Annotated in this window: 27 protein-coding genes; 14 read left to right on the plus strand and 13 right to left on the minus strand. The window is 38.6% G+C overall.

The features are described from left to right. Window positions 1-470 precede the first annotated feature (470 nt). The 9 genes from I2E21_RS04325 to I2E21_RS04365 all read left to right on the plus strand — a co-directional run bounded on the left by I2E21_RS04325 (window position 471) and on the right by I2E21_RS04365 (window position 6581). The gene (locus tag I2E21_RS04325) at window positions 471-755 is read left to right on the plus strand and encodes a hypothetical protein (RefSeq protein ID WP_301965785.1); all 285 of its coding nucleotides are present in this window, start codon (window positions 471-473) and stop codon (window positions 753-755) included. Window positions 756-799: 44 nt separating this feature from the next. After that, window positions 800-1087, plus strand: a complete 288-nt coding sequence (locus I2E21_RS04330; protein ID WP_195410531.1) for a hypothetical protein — start codon at window positions 800-802, stop codon at window positions 1085-1087. Then, complete coding sequence (locus I2E21_RS04335; protein WP_195410532.1) at window positions 1074-2681, plus strand: hypothetical protein; 1608 nt, start codon at window positions 1074-1076, stop codon at window positions 2679-2681. The genes I2E21_RS04330 and I2E21_RS04335 overlap by 14 nt, the downstream gene beginning before the upstream one ends. A 349-nt stretch (window positions 2682-3030) precedes the next feature. Continuing rightward, entirely contained in the window at window positions 3031-3378 is a 348-nt protein-coding gene (locus I2E21_RS04340; protein ID WP_195410533.1) for a hypothetical protein, read from the plus strand. A gap of 57 nt (window positions 3379-3435) precedes the next feature. Next, on the plus strand, window positions 3436-3861 hold the full coding sequence (locus I2E21_RS04345) for a DUF1643 domain-containing protein (protein ID WP_195410534.1): 426 nt from the start codon (window positions 3436-3438) through the stop codon (window positions 3859-3861). Window positions 3862-4279: 418 nt separating this feature from the next. After that, window positions 4280-4471, plus strand: a complete 192-nt coding sequence (locus I2E21_RS04350) for a hypothetical protein (RefSeq protein WP_195410535.1) — start codon at window positions 4280-4282, stop codon at window positions 4469-4471. Between the two features lie 6 nt (window positions 4472-4477). Beyond that, window positions 4478-5554 carry a DUF927 domain-containing protein gene (locus I2E21_RS04355; protein ID WP_195410536.1) on the plus strand — a complete coding sequence of 359 codons (1077 nt, stop codon included), beginning with the start codon at window positions 4478-4480 and terminating at the stop codon, window positions 5552-5554. A gap of 14 nt (window positions 5555-5568) precedes the next feature. Further along, window positions 5569-6240 carry a hypothetical protein gene (locus I2E21_RS04360; protein WP_195410537.1) on the plus strand — a complete coding sequence of 224 codons (672 nt, stop codon included), beginning with the start codon at window positions 5569-5571 and terminating at the stop codon, window positions 6238-6240. Between the two features lie 2 nt (window positions 6241-6242). Beyond that, the gene (locus I2E21_RS04365) at window positions 6243-6581 is read left to right on the plus strand and encodes a hypothetical protein (protein WP_022234622.1); all 339 of its coding nucleotides are present in this window, start codon (window positions 6243-6245) and stop codon (window positions 6579-6581) included. A 241-nt stretch (window positions 6582-6822) separates the two neighbouring features. On the opposite strand, the gene I2E21_RS04370 is transcribed toward I2E21_RS04365, so the two are convergent. From I2E21_RS04370 to I2E21_RS04425, 12 genes are all read right to left on the minus strand, one after another. Next, complete coding sequence (locus tag I2E21_RS04370; RefSeq protein ID WP_106762869.1) at window positions 6823-8127, minus strand: tyrosine-type recombinase/integrase; 1305 nt, start codon at window positions 8125-8127, stop codon at window positions 6823-6825. 3 nt (window positions 8128-8130) lie between these two features. Next, window positions 8131-8367, minus strand: a complete 237-nt coding sequence (locus I2E21_RS04375) for a helix-turn-helix domain-containing protein (RefSeq protein WP_022263774.1) — start codon at window positions 8365-8367, stop codon at window positions 8131-8133. Window positions 8368-8789: 422 nt separating this feature from the next. After that, complete coding sequence (locus tag I2E21_RS04380; RefSeq protein ID WP_022263773.1) at window positions 8790-9050, minus strand: helix-turn-helix domain-containing protein; 261 nt, start codon at window positions 9048-9050, stop codon at window positions 8790-8792. Continuing rightward, the gene (locus I2E21_RS04385; protein WP_065532039.1) at window positions 9031-9471 is read right to left on the minus strand and encodes a sigma-70 family RNA polymerase sigma factor; all 441 of its coding nucleotides are present in this window, start codon (window positions 9469-9471) and stop codon (window positions 9031-9033) included. The genes I2E21_RS04380 and I2E21_RS04385 overlap by 20 nt, the downstream gene beginning before the upstream one ends. Window positions 9472-9935: 464 nt before the next feature. Continuing rightward, entirely contained in the window at window positions 9936-10892 is a 957-nt protein-coding gene (locus I2E21_RS04390; protein WP_106762868.1) for a peptidase S11, read from the minus strand. Window positions 10893-10946: 54 nt separating this feature from the next. Next, window positions 10947-11432, minus strand: coding sequence for a hypothetical protein (locus I2E21_RS04395; protein ID WP_181013427.1), 486 nt, complete (start codon window positions 11430-11432; stop codon window positions 10947-10949). A 26-nt stretch (window positions 11433-11458) separates the two neighbouring features. Next, window positions 11459-12646 (minus strand): ABC transporter permease, encoded by a 1188-nt coding sequence (locus tag I2E21_RS04400; protein ID WP_106763257.1) that lies wholly within the window; start codon window positions 12644-12646, stop codon window positions 11459-11461. Next, window positions 12636-13349: an ABC transporter ATP-binding protein gene (locus I2E21_RS04405; protein WP_005422944.1), complete on the minus strand. Its 714-nt coding sequence runs from the start codon at window positions 13347-13349 to the stop codon at window positions 12636-12638. Before I2E21_RS04405 ends, I2E21_RS04400 begins: the two co-directional genes overlap by 11 nt. Before the next feature lies 1 nt (window position 13350). Further along, window positions 13351-14181: a hypothetical protein gene (locus I2E21_RS04410; protein ID WP_330421768.1), complete on the minus strand. Its 831-nt coding sequence runs from the start codon at window positions 14179-14181 to the stop codon at window positions 13351-13353. Window positions 14182-14333: 152 nt separating this feature from the next. Continuing rightward, window positions 14334-15422 (minus strand): HAMP domain-containing sensor histidine kinase, encoded by a 1089-nt coding sequence (locus I2E21_RS04415; RefSeq protein WP_005422949.1) that lies wholly within the window; start codon window positions 15420-15422, stop codon window positions 14334-14336. Continuing rightward, window positions 15409-16107, minus strand: a complete 699-nt coding sequence (gene vanR / locus I2E21_RS04420) for a VanR-ABDEGLN family response regulator transcription factor (RefSeq protein WP_106762864.1) — start codon at window positions 16105-16107, stop codon at window positions 15409-15411. Before vanR ends, I2E21_RS04415 begins: the two co-directional genes overlap by 14 nt. Then, on the minus strand, window positions 16100-16282 hold the full coding sequence (locus I2E21_RS04425; RefSeq protein WP_005422953.1) for a helix-turn-helix domain-containing protein: 183 nt from the start codon (window positions 16280-16282) through the stop codon (window positions 16100-16102). The genes vanR and I2E21_RS04425 overlap by 8 nt, the downstream gene beginning before the upstream one ends. A gap of 160 nt (window positions 16283-16442) precedes the next feature. On the opposite strand from I2E21_RS04425, the gene I2E21_RS04430 reads away from it, so the two are divergent. From I2E21_RS04430 to I2E21_RS04450, 5 genes are all read left to right on the plus strand, one after another. Further along, a complete protein-coding gene (locus tag I2E21_RS04430) occupies window positions 16443-16802 on the plus strand; it encodes a helix-turn-helix transcriptional regulator (RefSeq protein WP_201259548.1) in 360 nt (119 codons plus the stop codon). A 244-nt stretch (window positions 16803-17046) separates the two neighbouring features. After that, entirely contained in the window at window positions 17047-17376 is a 330-nt protein-coding gene (mobC, locus tag I2E21_RS04435; RefSeq protein WP_005422959.1) for a plasmid mobilization relaxosome protein MobC, read from the plus strand. Further along, window positions 17337-18677 carry a relaxase/mobilization nuclease domain-containing protein gene (locus I2E21_RS04440; RefSeq protein WP_195410538.1) on the plus strand — a complete coding sequence of 447 codons (1341 nt, stop codon included), beginning with the start codon at window positions 17337-17339 and terminating at the stop codon, window positions 18675-18677. Before mobC ends, I2E21_RS04440 begins: the two co-directional genes overlap by 40 nt. A gap of 92 nt (window positions 18678-18769) precedes the next feature. Further along, on the plus strand, window positions 18770-19000 hold the full coding sequence (locus I2E21_RS04445) for a helix-turn-helix domain-containing protein (RefSeq protein WP_005928624.1): 231 nt from the start codon (window positions 18770-18772) through the stop codon (window positions 18998-19000). A gap of 4 nt (window positions 19001-19004) precedes the next feature. Beyond that, on the plus strand, window positions 19005-19373 hold the full coding sequence (locus I2E21_RS04450; RefSeq protein ID WP_005928622.1) for a DUF6050 family protein: 369 nt from the start codon (window positions 19005-19007) through the stop codon (window positions 19371-19373). A gap of 177 nt (window positions 19374-19550) precedes the next feature. Here the strand turns inward: I2E21_RS04450 and I2E21_RS04455 are convergent. Beyond that, window positions 19551-19787: cysteine-rich VLP protein (locus tag I2E21_RS04455; RefSeq protein ID WP_195410539.1), on the minus strand; the 237-nt coding region annotated here is incomplete at its 5' end.

A 19787-nucleotide genomic window follows, 5' to 3' on the forward strand; every position in this document is an offset into this window, starting at 1 on the left:
TTAAGAAAAAATATAAAAAGAACCAAAATCTTCGTGACTTTGGCTCTTTTTTTGTTTCGTATCAGAGCATCACCTTGACGGCAAAGCCGCCACTAAAGAAGTAGGTGTTCGTCCAATACACGTTTGGTGGAGATGATTCGGACACGGAGAAAGTCACGGTTTAAAAATACTTGTATCTGCCGAGTGAATTAAAGGCTTTTAAGGAGTGTGATAAATACCTATATAAATACTATAAATTTGAATATCCTTAACTCACCAATTTTCGGCAACACAAAAGGATATTGCAAGGCAGTTAAAACTGCCTCCCCCACATCTCACGCTTAGTGCGTGGTGTGGTGTTTTGGCTTGCAATATACTTTTTGTTGCCGAATTTTTTGTCTATATATATTTTTACACTTTTGCGTGGAAAAGCACGGAAGATTTTTCCATTTTGCTGTTATATAATGTAAAAAGAGGGTGAAACAAGGCAGGTGATTGATATAGATAAAAATCAACAAAAACGCACAACATTAAACGGAGTTTATGAAACAATGAGCGAAATCATAGGCTTTGACAATGTGGTAAAACTGTATGAAAACTTTAAAGGGAGTCAGATAAACTTTCCTACCCGACTTTTTTCTAAGGAATTTGTCCTTGAAGAAACACTCAAGGCATATGACGGAACATCGGAATCAATCAATCTGATTGCGACAAAATACTCGTATTCGGAACGAACAATCAGAAAACTATTAAAAAATCATTTAAACTCAATTTAAGCAAATCAGCTTAAATCATATTTTTATTCTTAGGAGGAATTTTAGTGTTACAAGTTATCATCTCAATCATAGGTTTAATTATTGCAGTATTTGTTTTTGCTTTGATAGCAGACAAGTTTCCGTCCATTACAAACTGCATACCATTGGCAATATTCATTTTTGTACTTTTATGGGGAGCAAGTATTTGTATTTCCTATATAGCGTGGTGGATTGGAATAATTGTAGCTATTGTCGCTATGATTGTTTACATAATAAAAAAGAAAAAGCCTCTGCAAATGGACAACAACGAACCAATTGACAATAATCAGGAGGATAATAATGAATCTAAATGAATTTTTACAAAAAGAAAACTGTGCAAAAGAATTTAATATATGTGTGGGTAACATAAAAGTTTCAAATGAAAGAAATTTATACAATGCTTTAAGAAAATGGTATAAAAGCCTTGCAAAATCAGCACAAAACTCGTTTGATGAGGGTTATAAATCCTATAATAACTGTGAGGACATTATTTCTAAAGCAGAAGATGATTTTAAAAGCAGTATGGCAATTGTTGTTGAAGATTTGAAAGATACCTTTATAAATTTAGGTGAATATGATTATGACACCAATGCCGTTTCTGAACTAATCGAATCCGCAGGTTGCACAGAAATATTTGAAGAAAGATTTTGCTCTGTTGCCGAAAAAGTGTATTCTATTATGGGTGATGTTGAAGCTCAAAGAGAATACAGAGAACAAAGAAAAGAAAACAGAGGTCGTTGGCAGGGTGCTACTATAGGTGGAAATGCCATAACTGCAATAAGCCATCAAATTGATGTCGGTGCTATGAATATGGCGAGTGGTGCGGCACATAGTGTTGCAAATGCTGTCGGCAACTTTTTCACCGAAATGCAGGCTGAATCAGACCTGAAGAAATTATTCAAAAATAATGAAGTTAAGATTTTACTTTCTGAAGGTGTGTATTACTCAGCATATTCCGTAATTGAGGTATTTATGCAAACAGTCGGACAAGATTATGACTGGGGATATGTTGAAGATTGCGACAGCGATAAAGCACAAAGATTGATAAATAACCTTAAAAGCAATTCAATTGCTTCAGAGAATATTTCAAAAATCTGCATAGATGTACTTTCTCTTAATCCGTATAACATTGAAATATATGATTACTTATTAAAAAATTACGGTGATGACGGAAGTTTGAGTACATTGGCAAAATACTTCGACATAGACGGTTTTTCTGCAATAAAGGAATCTATGGCACTTGACTATGTAAAAAAGAATCAGGGTACAACAGAAGAAGATGCCGTTAAAGCTAAACACGATTTAATAGAATATTGCAAAAACATAAGACTTGACATTACAGATGAGTCCGAATGTATTACATACATAAATTCCGTACTTGATGATTTTGATTTAAAATATCGAACAGTTGACGGTGTGGTCTGTGAAACAAGAGAAAGTGCTGATTTTTCAAGAAGCGAATTACCTGATATACTTGAATTTATGAAACAAATTCAGCCTTTAAAATCAAATCCGATATTGCCGTATGAAAATGACCTGTTAGCAAAGAAAGAAAAATTTATCAACACATTTTCTTCTGAGGTTTCTAAAAAGCATTTAGAAACTATCAATACATATCTAATTGATTTTGATAAACAATTTTGTAAAACAAAATTATTTTCAAGCGTTCCAAGAAAGCAAGCGGCAAAAGATAGAGCTTTATCATATGCAAAAGGACTTCGATATTCTACAATTGAGGAGTTTGACAGAGAATACGAAAAATATAAAGATTTTATTATAAAAAATCTTGGCGTAAACATTGATGAAGCTGTTGAAGCAAAAGAATATCTTGAGAAAAAGAGGAAACGCTTGTCAAGTCCATACGGTGGCATAGGCGGATTCGGTGGTTTCTTCCACAAAAGAAAGTAATGCAATTTTTTAGTAAACGCATATATTTGCAAAAAGTGTATATAAAAAATAAATAATTTTTCACCATCTGAAAATGCACTCACCAAAAGGCGGTGGGTGCATTTTTGCATAAATAAATGACAGAAAGGAGCAGAACAATGGAAGCATTATGGTTTGTGCTTGGATTTGTTGTGACAACAACAGTTGTACTTGCAACAGAAAAACTCATCATAAAAAATTAATTTGGAGGAAAAAATATGTTTGGACTTATTATGGCACTTACAACAAAAGTAGCGGTAGAAATGTTTGCAACAGGTGCAGGAACTGCTATTACACTTCTCTGCACAGGAACAAAGCTGAGGAAAAGAAAATGATTGAAATATTAACACCTGATGATGTATCAAAAATCAAGGACTGTTACATTGCAGAATATATTAAAAATCTTCTCACAAATCTTCTGACACAAACCTCTGACTGTTTGCTTGAAACGGTCGGAGGTATTTTTTATGTTGAGAATGAAAAAGACTTTGATAATTACAAAAAGTTTGGTTTGTCCTCAAAAATAACAGAAAGCAGATTTGAATGGATTGACTTGATAGGCAATGATTTTCTTGACGGATGTATTGTTCTTGACAATGACAGGGCAATAAACATTGTCGGCAAAGCTGACTATTTCAAAAAAGGAGTATTGAACAATGAGTATAGCGAACACAATTGAAACAAACAGCACAGTAAAACAACAGCGGTCTTTTCCAAAAACAGAAAAGACCGCTATTTGTTGAAAGCAGAATGGGACAGCAACAAAAAGTCGCTTGCAATAATAATGACCTATCCCTCATCTGCCGATGAATTGATTTTTGACCAAACAACAATGCTTGTCAGGAACGGAGCGGTAAAAAATGATTTCGGCTCCGTTTCAATAATCAATCTCTTCTCATCAATCGACAACCCTTTGCCTAAAACAGACAAAACAAACACTTCTTTTGTAATGAGAGAATGTGACAATGCAGATGTAATAATAGTTGCATATGGCAGAAGCACAAGCTTTGAAGAAGAAAAGAAGGCTTTTCTCAATGCTTTGACAGAACACTATAATGACAAACTGCACACAATCATTGACTCAAAAGGCTTGATGTTCTCGCACCCTCTCTCACCCTTTGCACACCAGTGGAACATTCAGAAATTGGATTTGAAAAGATGATTGCATTGCCTTGAGATTTTCTCTTTGTGTGCGAGTGTGCATTGATTGAAAAAACGGGATTTCGGGGAAGAAGATTTTTCAAAAGGACTCTCAAAGTGAAAAATCTTCCGAAATTCCATCCACATTTTCGGTCTGCCCCGAAAAAAGCCTTTTTTCTTCTTTGGAATTTTGTCTGACAAAATCTCCGTCAATTTGCACAAACCATGGTTTTTATTTTTTTGCAAAAAACAACCTCTGTCAGAATTTTTCAGAAACTTTTGAGGAAGACTTTCAAGGGCAAAAATCTTCGCCACAACAATTCAACAGTTAAATAGCAATAATACACAATTTGTTTATATCCACAGTTATTTTTTAAAGCATTGACAACAAATAAATTCGAGCCTATAATAGCAATACCGAATAAATAGGAGGTGTTATTATGCAAAATAATATAAATTCAAATGATTGCATAAAAGGAAAAATTTCTTTGAGTAAAAAATTTCAAAAAGTAGATATTTCAGAAGAGGAATATCAAACAATCATCCATACCCTAAAGACACATTACATTGTCGATAAGGAAAATAACTTCATCGGTGTTGTTAAGAAGAATAAAGATTCTTACGAAATCTGATACATAATGACCTATTGCAAGGTATTGCGAAAAATTATTGATATAGGTACAAAACAAATAAAGATTGAATATGAATACCATAACGGTATTGAAATTGATACTGTAAAACTTGACGGTGAATCTCTGTCAAAGTTTGGTTTAAAAACACTCTTTTCATATGGTGTTAGATTCAATGAAACCGATATTGATGAAGTAAACAAGTATCTTATGAATACCGATATGAAAGCTGAAATTGTATATGGCTACTCTAAGCTTGGCTGGGATAAAATTGACAATAATCTTGTATTCAGATATAACCATCTAATTGCCAATGAACAACTAAGTAAAGAATACATATACAACGGCAGTCTTTGTCTGAACCATAAAGGTACATTAGACGAGTGGTGCAATATGATTCAAAATGAAGTATGCGGAAATATTCCAATGACCTATCTTTTAATGGCTTCTTTCTCTTCCCCATTGCTTTCAATGTTGAATTATACACACGATTTTGGTTCTGTACTATTCTGTCTTTGCAACAGTTCAAGCAAAGGAAAAAGTACAACCGCAATGCTTTGTGCAAGTATTTATTCTTCCCCTGTGCTGAATAAAGGTGTGGCAATAAGCTTTAACGGAACAGAAAATGCACTGCAAGAGTTTTTAAGCCAAATAAATGGTCTTAGTGTAGTATTTGATGAACTCGGTGCTTCTACAATATCTAACCTTGAAAGAGTTTTATATAGCTTTTGTTTAGGCAGAAGTAAGCTAAGACTAAACGGTGATGCTTCACTTCAAGATGTCAAAGAATTTTCTTCTGTGATATTCACTACATCAGAAATAAGCTTTGTAAGCGAAAAATCTATGGACGGCATAAAACCCGTGTATTTCAGATTGAAGATACGCTTACAAAAAATGCAGAGAATTCTGACAACATCAAAAGTATTGCAATGGCAAACTATGGTGTTGCAGGAAATAAGTATCTGCAAATGCTTGTTGACAAAGGTCAGGAAGAAATTGAATCTGACTATCAGAAATACAAAAATATTCTTCTTAAAAAGAATAAAGATATTGATGATAAGTGGAAGTCAGAACACTCAAACATAATAAGTGAAAGTTCCTTGGCTTGTTTTGAACAGAGAAAAAGGTTGACCGACAGAATATTGTCAAAACTTGCAATTGTTGTTCAAGCAACAGCATATGCAAAGGAATTGTTTAATTTCAATATTGAAATATCTGATATGGTCGATTATTCCCTCAATCTTACAAACAAGATAGAGTCCACTCAGACACCTGAGGATGAACTGATGACAATAGTTCACGAAGATTTTGTCAAGAATATAAAAAAGTACAAGATGAATTATCCCTTTGCTTTAAAAGTATTTTACAAGAGAAAAGCGGAAGCTATTGACTATGACTCGCTCAATAGCGGTTATGTCGGACTGGTAAGACTTAGTGCAAGCGACAATCACTATGAAATATGCGTAGCTAAAAACTACTTTGAGCAAATGATGAAGAATAACGGAATAGTTGATTTCCGCAAAAGACTTAAAAATTTGAGAGCAACAGGTGTACTCATTGCAGAAAAAGACAGACTTGTCGCAAGAGAGAAAATCATAGAAATCATTGACCTGAAAGTATATATTTTCAGATTTCAGTTTAATGACAAGATGATGTCACTTCATAATGCGTGTGAAGAAATGTACTTTGACAAAATAGAAAATTCGGATAATATAGACTTTCTGTCAGATGATGAAGTACAAAATATAGAAGAATGTCTTGGAGGTGAATGATTATGCCAACTTTTGATTTTATACCAAAGAAAAAATATGAATATATTGATGACGGTACCTACACAGGTATTCTTGACGATATATATTTCAGTCCCGATTGCCGTAACTGCTGGTTCACAATAAAGGTAGATTCAATAGAAAACGGCTATTTTAACTGTATGTTCTCTAATATGGATATAGTTTTAAATAACTTCTGTTGTGAGTATGTAGATGATAATAACTGTTTTTGCAGTGATAATGTACTCGGCAAAAAAATTGAATTTTCTGTAAGTCAAAGAAAATACGGCAACAAATCTTTTTCAAAAATAACAGCAATAAAAGTTATTTCCGATAAAGAATAATATTTTAAAAAAATTAAATAAAAAATAGTAGAATTTTTCTCTCTCGCACAAGATGAATAGAAGCCCGTTAAGGGATAGGAAAACGCCGAAAACCCGCATGAACACTACGTTTTTGTGAGTTGTCGGCGTTTCTTTTACCCTCTGTTTTCATGGTGCTTTTTCCGTAAATGGTGCCCAAATGGTGCCCAAATTCCACGCGGGCATATAAAAGGTTGTAAAGAGCAGTAAAGAGATACAGCGGTTAAAGGTCTATTTCGCTGTGTTTTTTCTTTGCTGCCCGTTTTCCTTTTTTCGGCTCGGCTTCCTTTGGTTTCTCCGGGGCTGCTTTTTCCACCGCGCTATGGTAAGCGTCCAAAACTTCTTTTTTTCGTTCAAGCCGCACGTCCACATAACGGGCGGTAACAGCTTCAAAGTTCATGGAAAGCCCAAGCGACGCGCCGATACCCGCAAGCGTATGTCCCAAGACTTCGCCAACCGTATAGAAGTCGCCTGTCAGTTGGTGCATATTGGTCGCTGCCGTATGTCGTAAATCGTGAAAACGAATGTGCGGCATATCCAAATCTTCAAGCAGCTTTCCAAATTGAGAGGACACCCACGACGCGGCGATAGGTGCGCCGTCCGGCTTTGCTACAACAAGGTCATTGTCATAGTAAGGCTTTCCGTCTTTTGCTGCCTGTTCTTTCTGTACTTCCTGCATGGCAAGCTGTTTGAGGAAGAACGGGCGGGCAAGCTCCGTAATGGGTAGCTTTCTGCCGTTGGATTTCGGCGGTGCCATTTCTTCAATGACTTTTGTTTTTGGCGGTACCTTGAAAGGTAGCTGCTCGGTAACATCAAAGGTGTTGTTCTCCAAATCCACATTGCGCCAACGCAAGCCTAAGATTTCAGAACGGCGCATACCGTAAAGCCCGCCCAAGATAACAGGCATTTCCCAAACAGTACCCTCGACGCGCTGCATTAAGGCTTTCACCTGTTCCGGCGTGTAAGGGTCAGGGGTCTTGTCGCCTTTCCCAAACTTCGTAAGGGTATCTTTTGCCGCGTTGGTTTCGATATAGCGGTATTTGCGGGCATGGCTCAACGCCACACTCAAAACACGTTTTGCCCCGGCTGCGGTGGACGGCTTCAAGCCTTTGTCTATAATCTGCTGAAACATCTTGTCTACCATAGCAGGGGTAAGCTGATTGAGGGCAACGCCGCCGATATACGGATTGATATAGTTTGCAATCGTCTTTTTATACCCGTCATAAGTAGAGGGGCGCAAGTTCACTCTTGCATAGCTTTCCACCCAGTCATTGAGATAGGCAGCGACAGTCTGTTTCCTCTGTGAAGTAATAGAAGCAACTTGCCCCGGATTTTGGAGCTTCGTTTTCATTTCCGCTTCATGCTGTGCTGCTTCCTTTTTGGTGGCAAAGCCCTTTTTTGCATACGACTTCTTTTTTCCGTCCGGGGCGGTGTACTTTATGTTTACGTCGTAGACTGTGCCGGGTCGTCCGGTCAGTACGCCGTTGCTGTCGCGTTTGTTTTTTACCTGTCTTGTTGAGATTGCCATAACTTAACCCCCTTGCTCTGCCGGGGGCTTTACGGCGTTTTTCGCTCGCTCGTACCAATCCCATATAGCGGTATCGGCAATCAAGCGGCGGTTTCCGTTTTGAACGTATTCCAGTTCGCCGTTATCCATAAGCTCGCGTAATTTATTTTCTCCAATACCGCTAACCTTGCTCATTTGCTCTACTGTTTTCAGCATAGGCAAAACAGGGGCGGCATGGTTTGTAGTTTCCTTTTTAGCCATAGGAATACCCCCTTTCAAAATGGCTCAAAGGTATGTTTTTGAATAAAAGGGGCTTTAATCGAACGGCTATTAGCATAGCTCCACGAGAATTTCACTCCTGCGTGGTTCTCACGCAGCCCTACCCATTGCCTGCGACGCTTCTAACGCTCGGACTGTGGCTGTAAGGGAGTATCATTATCCCTCTTGTGTGTCGTCGCCCGCAAGCTGCTGACTTGCTTTGCGGTGTAGTGTTGTTCGCTCGTTCCCGAAAGGGAAGTCATGGCGCACCCGCTGTATGGCTCGGCACAAAAGGAACGTATCCGATTTGCCCTATACTGCGTCGCCGTTCTCTTGCGCCGCTTTCTTTTTCAAAGAACAAGATGGCTGTTCTGCTTGCCGTAAAACGGAAAAGGGGTTACAAGACGTTTTACGGTCATGCTCAACTATTCATCAGCCCGAAATGTGAGGATAGCCCTCATCAGTCTTGCTTGCAGCCGTTCCCGTATGTCCTCGTCAACGCCATAGTAGACGTTGCCGCGCTCGTCGTAGAGCTTCCGCATGGACAGGCTCGCTATGTAGCCGCTGAAATGCTGCAAGACTATTTTCATAGCGTCCGGGTCGCCTTTGCTCGCCGCCACAATGACGGGATAGGGAACAAGGGCGATTTCCGGGTAGTCGGATTGTTTACCATTCTTCCCATTCATCAGCGTGTCCCTCCAAATATTTCTTTAACAGTTCAAAAGAGCTTGTCCGTCTGTACTGTATCGTGCTGCGCGACGTATTGAACATCTTTCCGATTTCCACATCGGTCATGCCCTCGAAATAGTACAGCAGGATAGCAGTCCTTTTTTCCTCCGGCAAAGTGCGGATTGCTTCAAGCAGCAGTTTCGGGGTTATCTCTTTTCCTGCCATTTGATAACGCGGTTCAGCTTCTTCGTCTTGAAAATACTTGTCAACGGTGTAAAGCTGCCGTTCCTCATGCAAGGCAAGGTCGCAAAACGATACTTCCCGTTTTCTGCGTCGCCGGATTTCGTCGTGGGCGTTGCACGCTTCGTTGTGCAGCACCCGTTTACAGAAACTTTGAAAGGCACATTGCTTTTGAAATTCTCTGCGATTAGGTTCCATGTTCTCACCTCCTTTCTGTCGAAAGGTGGTAGTACCTCCCCTTTTCGCGTGATAATACAGACGACTTTTTCAAACGCTGGACGAAAGCAAAAATTTCTTTGAAAAAAGTTCTGTAAAATGCAAAATGCGCCCATCTGCAAGGCGCAGACAGACGCAAAGGAAACATAAAAAGTATTTAGATGATGTGATTGTTCATCTTTATGCCCGAAATACCCCGTTGCAGGGGATAGACTTTTTTTGATAATTGGGGGAATGTCGATTTGTGTCGATAAGTTGATAAGTGCATGGCGGCTACCTCCTAAAGCCGCCATGCCTTTACATGGTAGAGGGTCGTCGTTGGAATTTAGATGGATAAAAAGAAACGGCGGCTCTGATAATCAAAGCCGCCGAAATAGAGTAGGCGCGTGAAAATGTGTCTGCTCTGCGACGGCTTTTTTTCTTTTGCCGTCGTCCGGCAGATGAAATCATTTAGTTAAATAGTCAGATTCATCTATTGTTTTAAGAATATAATTCACATCATCATATCTTGAAGAATCCGATTGAGAGCCTAAACTACATATTAAAAATTCCTTTCCATGTTGTTGATAAAGAACAACTAAATTATAGTCATTAGATAAGGAACCTGTCTTGATACCTTTAACATTTTCATTGTAATATTCTGATGTTTGGTCAAGAAAAGTATTAGTATTCCTCCATGTCTGCGTACTTCCGTCAGGTAAAGTAGCTGTATAATTACTCTTTGAAACAATATCTCTAAACCATTGCTTCTCTAAAAGGTGAGTAGATACTGATTTTAGGTCTGAAACGGTAGTGAGAGCATTGACATCATATCCGCTTGGGTCATATAAAATTGTGTTTTCATACCCTTGATTTTGTAAGTAATTATTTAGATGTTCCATAAAAACATTAATACGTTCTTGACTATTCTTAGCTTGTGGTGAAAGAATAGAACCACAATAATCCGCGACTACATAAGCAGCGTCATTTCCAGATGGAACCAACATGGCAGCAAACAAATTGTGGAGAAAATATTTTTTCGCGTCTATATTCGCAACAGATGAACCAGGTTTAGTTAATTGGATTGCTTCATAATTTGCAGGAACAATACTATCTAAATCCGCAAGTGTTGCTGCGTATTCAATGACAAATAATTTGGCTAAGCTGGCAGGAAGCTGTTGCTCGTTTTCTCGCTTTGAAATAAATATATTGTCATTAGAAAGGTCAACTAATATGAGGGATTTTGCATTATAAAAATCTTGAAAGGAAATTCCATTCAGCCAAGAGTTGATTTTATTCTTCTCATTGCGAAAATTGTCAGGTTTCATTGCCCACAATACAAAAGCAACACTAAATATTATCAAAACAAGAAAAATACAGATACCGCTTACATGGAATTTTTTTCTCTTATAATTTCTTCTCATCTACTTAATTCACCTCCCTAAATGTACTTGAAAATTACTTGTTAGTAAGACCAATCAATAATTAACATCTATACACTCCCTAAAACCAGATGGATCACCTAGTTTTGCTTTGTCAATATTTTCTCGCAAATAATTACGAGTAGCGTCATCGCACCTGTCTTTTCCCATATATGGCATATCAAATGCTTTTTCCAATTCTTCTAATGCTTTTTCGGCTCTTTCCGGATTTGTATTATAAGTGTCAAGCCATTCTTTCATCCATGAATATTCCCACAAGTTAGAAGCTCTTGTTTCACCATAGCCAACTTGGAAAGAAGCCCCTGTATCTTCATTTTCCAACTTTTTAGGAAGTTCAACTCCATCTGGCCAATCCAAACTGTCAATGGTTGCAAGATATTCTTCTTCGATATGCTCAAAGTCTGTAAATCCTCTTGAATCAGATGTAGTATCAGAATTAGAACACCCCGCAAACATTAAGCATATCATTAAAGTAAAAATCATTCCTAAAAGAATTTTTGTTTTAGCAGATAATATTTTCATATTTATTCCTCCAATTTCTTAAACTTTTATCTAAGTGCTAATGCAGGTTCCAGTTTTGCTGCTTTTATTGCGGGCAATAACCCGCCTAATAATGCAACAATAACAGAAGTTATTACAGCTATGACAGCCGAAAAAATAGGATAACTTGGTGCTGTTATTGGTGAATCAGGTGGAAGCAATACACTGATACCTTCAACGATAAGTAGCGAGAGTAAAATTGACGCAATGCAAACGAATATTGAAATAATCAGTTGCGTACCTAAAACCAAAGTAACAATATTTGCGCGGGAAGCTCCTATTGCTCTTCTAATCAACAGCTCATGTGTACGTTGTTCTAAAGAAGATAAACCTATGTTAATCTGTCCCAAAACAGAAACAAACAATAATAAAAACGATGTTACTAAAAGTCCTAGTTGAAGCATAGCTAATACAGAATCATAAGCATTACCAATATCGCTTCTTCCTGTATTTTCTAAATGACCTCCTATTGTTTCTTTCAAAATATCTTGTAAGGCAGAATACATTTGTTTTGTTGTAAGTCCATTAGTCATGTGCCAATAAATATTTGCACTTTGTACTTGCCACATATTAGGAACAAGCTGTTCTATTGCTTGTACGTCAATATAGATTGTAGGTATATCCTTTCCGTCATTTACAATCCCAGTTACGTTAAACGGTGTTAATGCAAGGCTGTTTTTTGGATTACCTACGGCATACGAAGTATTGAAATAGGATTCAGCCTCTTTATTTACTACCATACAAAGAATATTGTTTGTTTCGGAGGAGTAAAACCAATTTCCCGATGACATAGGTAAATTATAGACTTTATTGTAACCTGTTGTTGTGAAAATGACATCAACAGGTATAAAATCTTTATAAAGTGTGTCATTTTTATCTTTCAATGATGAAAGGGATGGAATCGGTGCAAAGCTTATATTTTCCTGCATAGACAGAGTAACGGCTATCGAGTCATCTAATTGCTGTACTTTTGTCAAAAAATTCTGCATTTTAGCGGCATCTTCAAAACGGCAATCCATTATTGAAAAGGAGTATGTTGGAACCCAACCGTATATCTGTGCATTAACAGAAATTAAATACTCTTTACCAAGAGTACCAACCAAAACGGAACCTATCATTGCTATAATTCCTACAAGCATAGAAATACTGGTTAAAATATTGCGGAGAGGAGAAATACGAAGGTCTTTAAGAATCATATTTAACACATTGAAGCCTCCCTCCGTCCATTTCAAAAATTGTATTACAAGTCTTTGCAATATCGAGGTCATGAGTTACTATTAAAAGCATAATGCCATTTTTAAGCACAACTTGATGTAAAAGGTCCATAATTTGTTTTCCGGTTTTTTTATCTAAAGCACCAGTAGGTTCATCACATAAAATGGCTTCCGGCGATACTGCAAGTGCGCGGGCAATCGCCACTCTTTGTTGTTCGCCTCCTGATAAATTAGATGGATAATCATTTTCTTTTCCTTCTAATCCAACACTTTGCAAAAGATTTCGTATTGCTTCTTTCCGCTGTCTTGTATTCATTTTCTTTTTGGAATAAAGTAAAGGAAGCTCAATATTTTCCCAAACTCTTAAATGTTTAATTAAAGAATAGTTTTGAAAAACAAAACCGATATTACTTGCTCGAAGCATAGATAGCTGGCTATCTGTTAAAGTGGAAACAGACATACCATTATAAAGAAATTCGCCTTGATATGAGTGGTTGAGTAAACCTATAATTGATATAAGGCTTGTTTTTCCTGAACCCGATTTGCCTACAATAGCATAGCTGTTTCCTCGCTTTAGTTCCATATTTGCTTTGTTTACAGTTACTAAGGTATCACCATTATTCAAATTAACAGTCGCTACCAAGTTTTTTATTTGAATTAAATTTCCTCCATTCGTTTTTTCCATGTTACAAATTACTCCTTGGGTCAAGGTTTGGGGGAATAGAAGAAATTGTATCGCCCTCATTTACACCCGACAATATTTCTATATATGCACCATCAGTTGCACCCAGCATAACTTCTGTTTGAATTTGTTTTCCGTCATTTATTACGGTTACCATTCCCTTACCTTGTCTGCCCGCAATGACTGAAAGTGGTAACAAAAGCACATCTTTTCTAGTTTCGGCTGTTATGACAACGGTAGCACTTTGTCCGGGTTTTACATCAATATCTTTTCCAATTAAACATTGCAATGTGCTTTCTGCATTTTCTGATACTGGTACTACAACTGCAATCGCTTCCGTAGGTCCCACACCATCAACTACTTGAAACTTTGCTTTTAATGCTGCATTTTCCGGCAATATTTTCAAAAAATTTTCAGCTTCAATATTGAGAGCAAAACCTGTGTACTTAGCTGTTGCTAAGGGATAATTTTTGGGAACACTCTCATTAGATGAGATAATAGAAAGAATCGTTGCGTCAACTGGGGATTTTATTTCTTCTTCAGATACTTTCCCAATCACACCACCCTCAGTAATTTTGTTGCCGGCTGAGGAACAGGCTTCAAAAGTACCCTCAACAGAAGAACATAAAACAAAATCCAAAGCCGGAATAATAGTTGTGTGAGCAGATACCGTTGGAGTAAGATTACCGCGAGTAACGGATACCGTTTCAACGGATTGTACTTTTGGATTTACGTTACTGGTTTCATTTTTCTGCTCGTCAAAACAACAGGCAGATAACACAATTATTATCATACATAGCATAGGTAACGCCATAATTCGATTTTGGTATTTCACCAACATACCTCCTTGTTATTGTATATTATATTTCGTTTAAAGATAAAAGGCTTTCACCTTGATACAATAATTGTATCAAAATAAAAGCCTTAATTTTGATGATTGTTCGCAAGAAAATCCTCTTTTTTGCTACGGAATTTCTTACGATTTTCCTACGAAAGTGGAAGTGTAACTATAAATTTTATACACTCGTCTTTACTATGAGCAACAATAGTCCCCTTATGTAGTTCTACAATATGTTTCGCAATCGCAAGTCCCAATCCGGCACCACCACTTGTAGTATTTCTTGATGTGTCAACTCGGTAAAACTGCTCAAATATTAGTTTTAGTTTTTCTTCTGCGATAGGATTCCCAAAATTTTCAAAAGTAATTACAATAGTGTTCTCTTGAAGTTCTGTGGTTATTGCAACTTCTGTATCTGTATAACTGTAAATTACCGCATTACGCAAGAGATTATCGAACACACGTTGTATTTTGTTTGCGTCGCAATGTAGCATAATGTCGCTTGTACTATTGAGAGTACATTTCAAATTTTTTTCCTTTAATATGGGCTTAAATTCATAGATAAGTTGTTCTAATAAACGGGTCAAATTTATGTTGCTGTATTGTAATGTTATGTTAGATAAGTTAAATCGTGTGATTTCAAAAAACTCGTTTATCAAATCTTCAAGACGTTCTGCTTTATCAAGAGAAATAGAAAGATACTTTTCTCTTAACTCCTGTGATATTTGTTGTTCATCATCATGCAGTAGTGTTAGATAGCCAATGACGGAAGAAAGCGGCGTTTTCAAATCATGTGCAAGGTACATAATCAAATCATTCTTGCGCTGTTCATTTTCCTGTGCAAGTCGCGCATTGTTTTCTGCTTCTTGCTTTAAGCGATTTATGTTGATAGCAATTTCGCTTAGTTCCGGTGAGAGTTCAATATAATCTACTGATTTATCAAATAGTTTTCCTGTTGCAGCTTGTAACTCGTAGACATAATTAACAACCTTTTTCAAAAGTTTATAAGTCAAATACAAAATGCAAACTACCCATAATATAAGCCCTACCATATAAACATAAAGTCCCCTATATATCAGGTAGTAATGTTCCACATATCTATCCAGTACCCAAGTAAGTCCCATATCTAACGAAACCGTACACACTAAGATAATTCCCGAACAAATTACACTCTGTAAGATATAACTTTTAAACAGGATTGTAAGCAGATAATTTTGTTCATTTTTATTCAATTTCATAACCTACCCCCCAAACTGTTTTGATAAATTTTGGATTTTTGGCGGGTTCATTTAATTTTTCTCTAAGCCGCCCTATATGTGCCATTACGGTGTTGTTATTATCTAAATATTTTTCTTTCCAGATATTTTCAAATAGTTCCTCAGTTGAAACAACTTTGCCTTGATGTTCACATAAATACCAAAGGATTGAAAACTCGATAGGAGTTAAAGATATTTCTTTTCCGAACAAAAAGCATTTATGCGTGTCCTTATTGATAATCAATCCTCTAATGTCATATTCACTTTTTGGAAAAAACTGCTTTTTTGTTGGATTGTTGTACTTCTGATAGCGTCTTAACTGTGTTTTCACTCTTGCAATGACTTCAAGGGGATTAAAAGGTTTTGTTATATAATCATCGGCACCTATTGTTAGCCCCATTATTTTATCGCCATCATCAATTTTAGCTGTAAGCATAATAACAGGGAAATAAAAATTTTCTCTAATTTTTTGGCAAATACGGAATCCGTCTATATCAGGAAGCATAACGTCCAATATCGCCAAATCAATTTCCGTTTTCTGAATACATTCCAATGCTTCAATTCCATTGTAATATTTGTGTACTATATAATTATCGTTTTTAAGATAAACTTCAAGTAAATCTGCTATCTCTTTTTCATCATCTACAACTAAAATTTTTTCATTCATTGTCTACACTCCTTTTTATCCTTTTATCAAATGGTTTTACTGCGCTCTTGGGTATCAACCACATATAACCGATTTTTGAAACACCAGGTATTCGATTTTCTTTACAAAGTATCTGCACACGCCGTTCAGAAATACCCCATTTTTCCGCTGCTTCGGGACAAGACATATATTCCATATCGTAACCGTCCTTTCTTCAAACATTATCAATATAATTATACTCGGATAACCGAATAATAGCAAGTACATGATATGCTCTATTTCTATCCATACTATGATGCGTGTAATCATATCTTGAAAGAGAGATGAAATATACAATGTAGTTGGGTGAAATGATTATGAAGCAGAGCAAAGAAAAGTTTGATTTTAAGGCTTTCGGACAGGCTATCAAAGCGGCAAGAAAAGCAAAGGGAATTTCCCGCAACCAGTTAGCGGATAAGCTGAACATTGCGCCGCGATATATCGCGTCCATTGAAAACAGCGGGCAGCACCCAAGTTTGCAGATTTTGTATGAGCTTGTAACCCTGCTTGACGTATCGGTAGACCAGTTCTTTTTCCCGGAACGGGAACAGGAAAAGTCCACACGCCGCCGTCAGCTTGATACCATGCTCGACGGCATGAGCGAAAAGGATTTGAAAATCCTGTCAGCTACCGCAAAAGGGATTGAGGAAGCCAACAACGAAACAACGGGGGAATAAAGTTCCCTCGTTTCTTCATAGAAAAAGCAGTTTGAAACGTCGCAGTTTGCGGCGTTTTTCTTTTGTCCTGCTTTGGCAAAATCAGATTTTCCATGTAGTAGGGATAAAGGGAGAAAGTTTCTTAGCAAGCATAGGAAAGGGGTACCCTTTCCGTATTTTCGCCCTCCTGCGCTGCGGCGCGTCGGTTGAAAATTGCTTGTTGGGAAGTGTCCCAAACCCTCGGAATGGAAAGGAGTGTGAGCCGATGAACGGCAGGAAACGGACAGTACAAATTAAATTCAGAGTAACAGAGGAAGAACGGGCGTTCATTGAACAGAAAATGCAGCTCGTCCCTACCCGGAACATGGAAGCCTACTTGCGGAAAATGGCAATCGACGGGTATATCATTCAGATAGACCATGCCGACATAAAAGCTATGACAGCGGAGATACAGAAAATCGGGGTCAATGTCAATCAGATTGCAAAGCGCGTCAATGCGACGGGCAGCGTCTACCAAGAGGATATAGAAGAAATCAAGGAGGTGCTTGCGGAGATATGGCGGTTACAAAGATTAAGCCTATTAAAAGCACGTTAAAAAAAGCCCTTGACTATATCCAAAACCCGAACAAGACGGACGGGAAAATGCTGGTGTCCTCGTTCGGGTGCAGCTATGAAACGGCAGATATTGAGTTCGGATTTACATTGTCGCAAGCTCTTGACAGAGGAAACAACCTCGCACACCATTTGATACAATCTTTTGAGCCGGGGGAAGTCGATTATGAGAAAGCCCATGAAATCGGAAAACAGCTTGCCGACGCGGTAACAAAGGGGCAATATGAATACGTCCTTACCACTCACATAGATAAAGGGCATATCCATAACCACATCATTTTTTGTGCGGTAAACTTTGTAGACTACCACAAGTATGTTTCCAACAAGCGCACCTATTACGGAATACGCAACATCAGCGACAGGCTGTGCCGGGAAAACGGCTTGTCCGTCCTTGTGCCGGAGAAAGGCGGCAAGGGAAAGAATTATGCGGTGTATAAGAAAGAGAAAACCGCCAAAGCAAAATTGAAACTTGCCGTCGATACCCTTATCCCCCAAGTGTCCGACTTTGAAGAATTGCTCGCGCGGTTACAGGCAGAAGGCTTCACAATCAAACGGGGAAAATATGTGTCCTGTTTGGTTCCGGGACAGGAACGGTTTACCCGTTTGAAAACCCTCGGCGCAGATTATACAGAGGAAGCAATCCGGGAACGGATAGAGGGCAAGCGTACCCGCACCGCCAAAGCTCCCAAGACAGAACGCGGCGTGTCCCTGCTCATTGATATTGAAAACAGTATCAAGGCGGCGCAGAGCCGGGGTTATGAACAATGGGCGAAAATCCACAATCTGAAACAGGCAGCTAAGACCATGAATTTTATTACGGAACACAAGATTGAACAATACACCGACTTGACCGCAAAAATCGCAGAGATACAGACAGAGAGCGAACAGGCGGCAGACGCATTAAAGAGCGCGGAAAAACGGCTTGTAGATATGGCGGTGCTTATCAAGAATGTTTCCGCGTTCCAAAAGACAAAACCCGCCTATGACGCATACCGCAAAGCAAGAAATAAGGACAGTTACCGGGCAGCCCATGAGCGCGAAATCATCTTGCATGAAGCAGCGGCAAAGGCATTAAAGGCGGCGGGCGTTTCCAAGCTCCCGAACCTCACCGCGCTGCAATCGGAATATGAAAAGCTCCAGGAACAGAAAGAAGCCCTTTACGCCGACTATGGCAGACTGAAAAAACAGGTCAAAGAGTACGACGTTATCAAACAGAACATAGACAGCATTTTACGGCAGCCAAGAGAACCGGAACGGGAAAAAGGAAAAGAACGCGGGGAGTAGCTTTGTTCATACTTGTATGATATAATAGTTCCTATCAAAAACAGTAGTTACATACCAAAGTGATACATTTTCAGCAAAGGAAGTGTCAGAGAATGGAACAGGAAATGCCGGACTATGAAACGATACGCGCCGCCGTTGCGGGCGAAAAATGGGCGTTGGAAAAAGTGCTTGCTTGTTACGGTGACGAAATCAACCGCCTTGCAATGGTAAAAAAGCGTCAGCCGGACGGAAGCGTAAAAGAGGAAATCGACGACGATTTACGGCAAACGCTCATACTGAAACTGTTAGAAGCTATCCCACAATTCCCAATAGAAAAGGAGTGATACCATGACACGCGGGGAAATTTGGAAAGACTTTTTTAAGAGAACCGTTTTGCCCGCCGTTATCGCATTGTTTTTATTCTTCATGTTTAAGAACGTCTTTACAGAGGACGGGCAGACCAATTACTTTTATGTGTGGCTGTGCTGCGGTATTCCCTTTGGTATTCGCCGTATGTTCGTATGGCTTGTACCGCATGGGTATGACATAGCCGGAACGGTGGGTATCATTGCCCTCAACTTCATTTTGGGCGGCATTATCGGTGGGGTCATTTTGATATGGCGGCTCGTCGTGGCTGCATGGTATATCCCCCTTACGATATACCGTTTACTTACCACAGATAAGGGCGCAACCCCTCAAATCAACATGGAAAAATAGCAAAGGAAAAACCGGGACGCAGACAGTCAGTAAAGACTATCCGCGCCCCGGTTTTCTTATGGGTGCAGTTCTGAAATGTTACGCAGTAGAACGCCGTTTTTAAGGGAAAAGGTATAAAGCCCTTGCCCTATGAGGAAACGGTTGTCAGAAGCCTGTAAAACAAGGCTTTTTTCGCCCTTACCGCGTAACAAGAGCGCGCCGTTTTCTCATGCGCTCGGCTGCCTGTCTGCGGGTAATCCGCTTCCGACAGTCCGGGCAGTATTTGACGCTGTTAGAGGTGGACGCAAAGAACGCGCCGCACACGGTACATTTCTTTCTGTCCTCGGTCTGATAGAGTTCCGCATAGAGCAGCTTATCAAGAGGAAGTACGGCAATCCGAAACCACTTACAGAGCAGGGAATAGGAAATGAGCTG

It is taken from the genome of Ruminococcus sp. BSD2780120874_150323_B10 (assembly GCF_015553695.1).
GTDB lineage: Bacteria > Bacillota > Clostridia > Oscillospirales > Acutalibacteraceae > Ruminococcoides > Ruminococcoides intestinale_A.

Bases quoted from the DNA above. Each gene is read 5' to 3' on its own strand.
- I2E21_RS04400 (WP_106763257.1), bottom strand. From the start codon at position 12,646: ATGATTCTTAAAGACCTTCGTATTTCTCCTCTCCGCAATATTTTAACC.
- mobC (WP_005422959.1), top strand. From the start codon at position 17,047: ATGAACGGCAGGAAACGGACAGTACAAATTAAATTCAGAGTAACAGAG.
- I2E21_RS04355 (WP_195410536.1), top strand. From the start codon at position 4,478: ATGACCTATTGCAAGGTATTGCGAAAAATTATTGATATAGGTACAAAA.
- I2E21_RS04440 (WP_195410538.1), top strand. From the start codon at position 17,337: ATGGCGGTTACAAAGATTAAGCCTATTAAAAGCACGTTAAAAAAAGCC.
- I2E21_RS04390 (WP_106762868.1), bottom strand. From the start codon at position 10,892: ATGAGAAGAAATTATAAGAGAAAAAAATTCCATGTAAGCGGTATCTGT.
- I2E21_RS04385 (WP_065532039.1), bottom strand. From the start codon at position 9,471: ATGGAACCTAATCGCAGAGAATTTCAAAAGCAATGTGCCTTTCAAAGT.
- I2E21_RS04370 (WP_106762869.1), bottom strand. From the start codon at position 8,127: ATGGCAATCTCAACAAGACAGGTAAAAAACAAACGCGACAGCAACGGC.
- vanR (WP_106762864.1), bottom strand. From the start codon at position 16,107: ATGAATGAAAAAATTTTAGTTGTAGATGATGAAAAAGAGATAGCAGAT.
- I2E21_RS04375 (WP_022263774.1), bottom strand. From the start codon at position 8,367: ATGGCTAAAAAGGAAACTACAAACCATGCCGCCCCTGTTTTGCCTATG.
- I2E21_RS04405 (WP_005422944.1), bottom strand. From the start codon at position 13,349: ATGGAAAAAACGAATGGAGGAAATTTAATTCAAATAAAAAACTTGGTA.
- I2E21_RS04445 (WP_005928624.1), top strand. From the start codon at position 18,770: ATGGAACAGGAAATGCCGGACTATGAAACGATACGCGCCGCCGTTGCG.
- I2E21_RS04365 (WP_022234622.1), top strand. From the start codon at position 6,243: ATGCCAACTTTTGATTTTATACCAAAGAAAAAATATGAATATATTGAT.
- I2E21_RS04395 (WP_181013427.1), bottom strand. From the start codon at position 11,432: ATGAAAATATTATCTGCTAAAACAAAAATTCTTTTAGGAATGATTTTT.
- I2E21_RS04450 (WP_005928622.1), top strand. From the start codon at position 19,005: ATGACACGCGGGGAAATTTGGAAAGACTTTTTTAAGAGAACCGTTTTG.
- I2E21_RS04425 (WP_005422953.1), bottom strand. From the start codon at position 16,282: ATGGAATATATGTCTTGTCCCGAAGCAGCGGAAAAATGGGGTATTTCT.
- I2E21_RS04335 (WP_195410532.1), top strand. From the start codon at position 1,074: ATGAATCTAAATGAATTTTTACAAAAAGAAAACTGTGCAAAAGAATTT.
- I2E21_RS04380 (WP_022263773.1), bottom strand. From the start codon at position 9,050: ATGAATGGGAAGAATGGTAAACAATCCGACTACCCGGAAATCGCCCTT.
- I2E21_RS04415 (WP_005422949.1), bottom strand. From the start codon at position 15,422: ATGAAATTGAATAAAAATGAACAAAATTATCTGCTTACAATCCTGTTT.
- I2E21_RS04340 (WP_195410533.1), top strand. From the start codon at position 3,031: ATGATTGAAATATTAACACCTGATGATGTATCAAAAATCAAGGACTGT.
- I2E21_RS04350 (WP_195410535.1), top strand. From the start codon at position 4,280: ATGCAAAATAATATAAATTCAAATGATTGCATAAAAGGAAAAATTTCT.
- I2E21_RS04430 (WP_201259548.1), top strand. From the start codon at position 16,443: ATGAAGCAGAGCAAAGAAAAGTTTGATTTTAAGGCTTTCGGACAGGCT.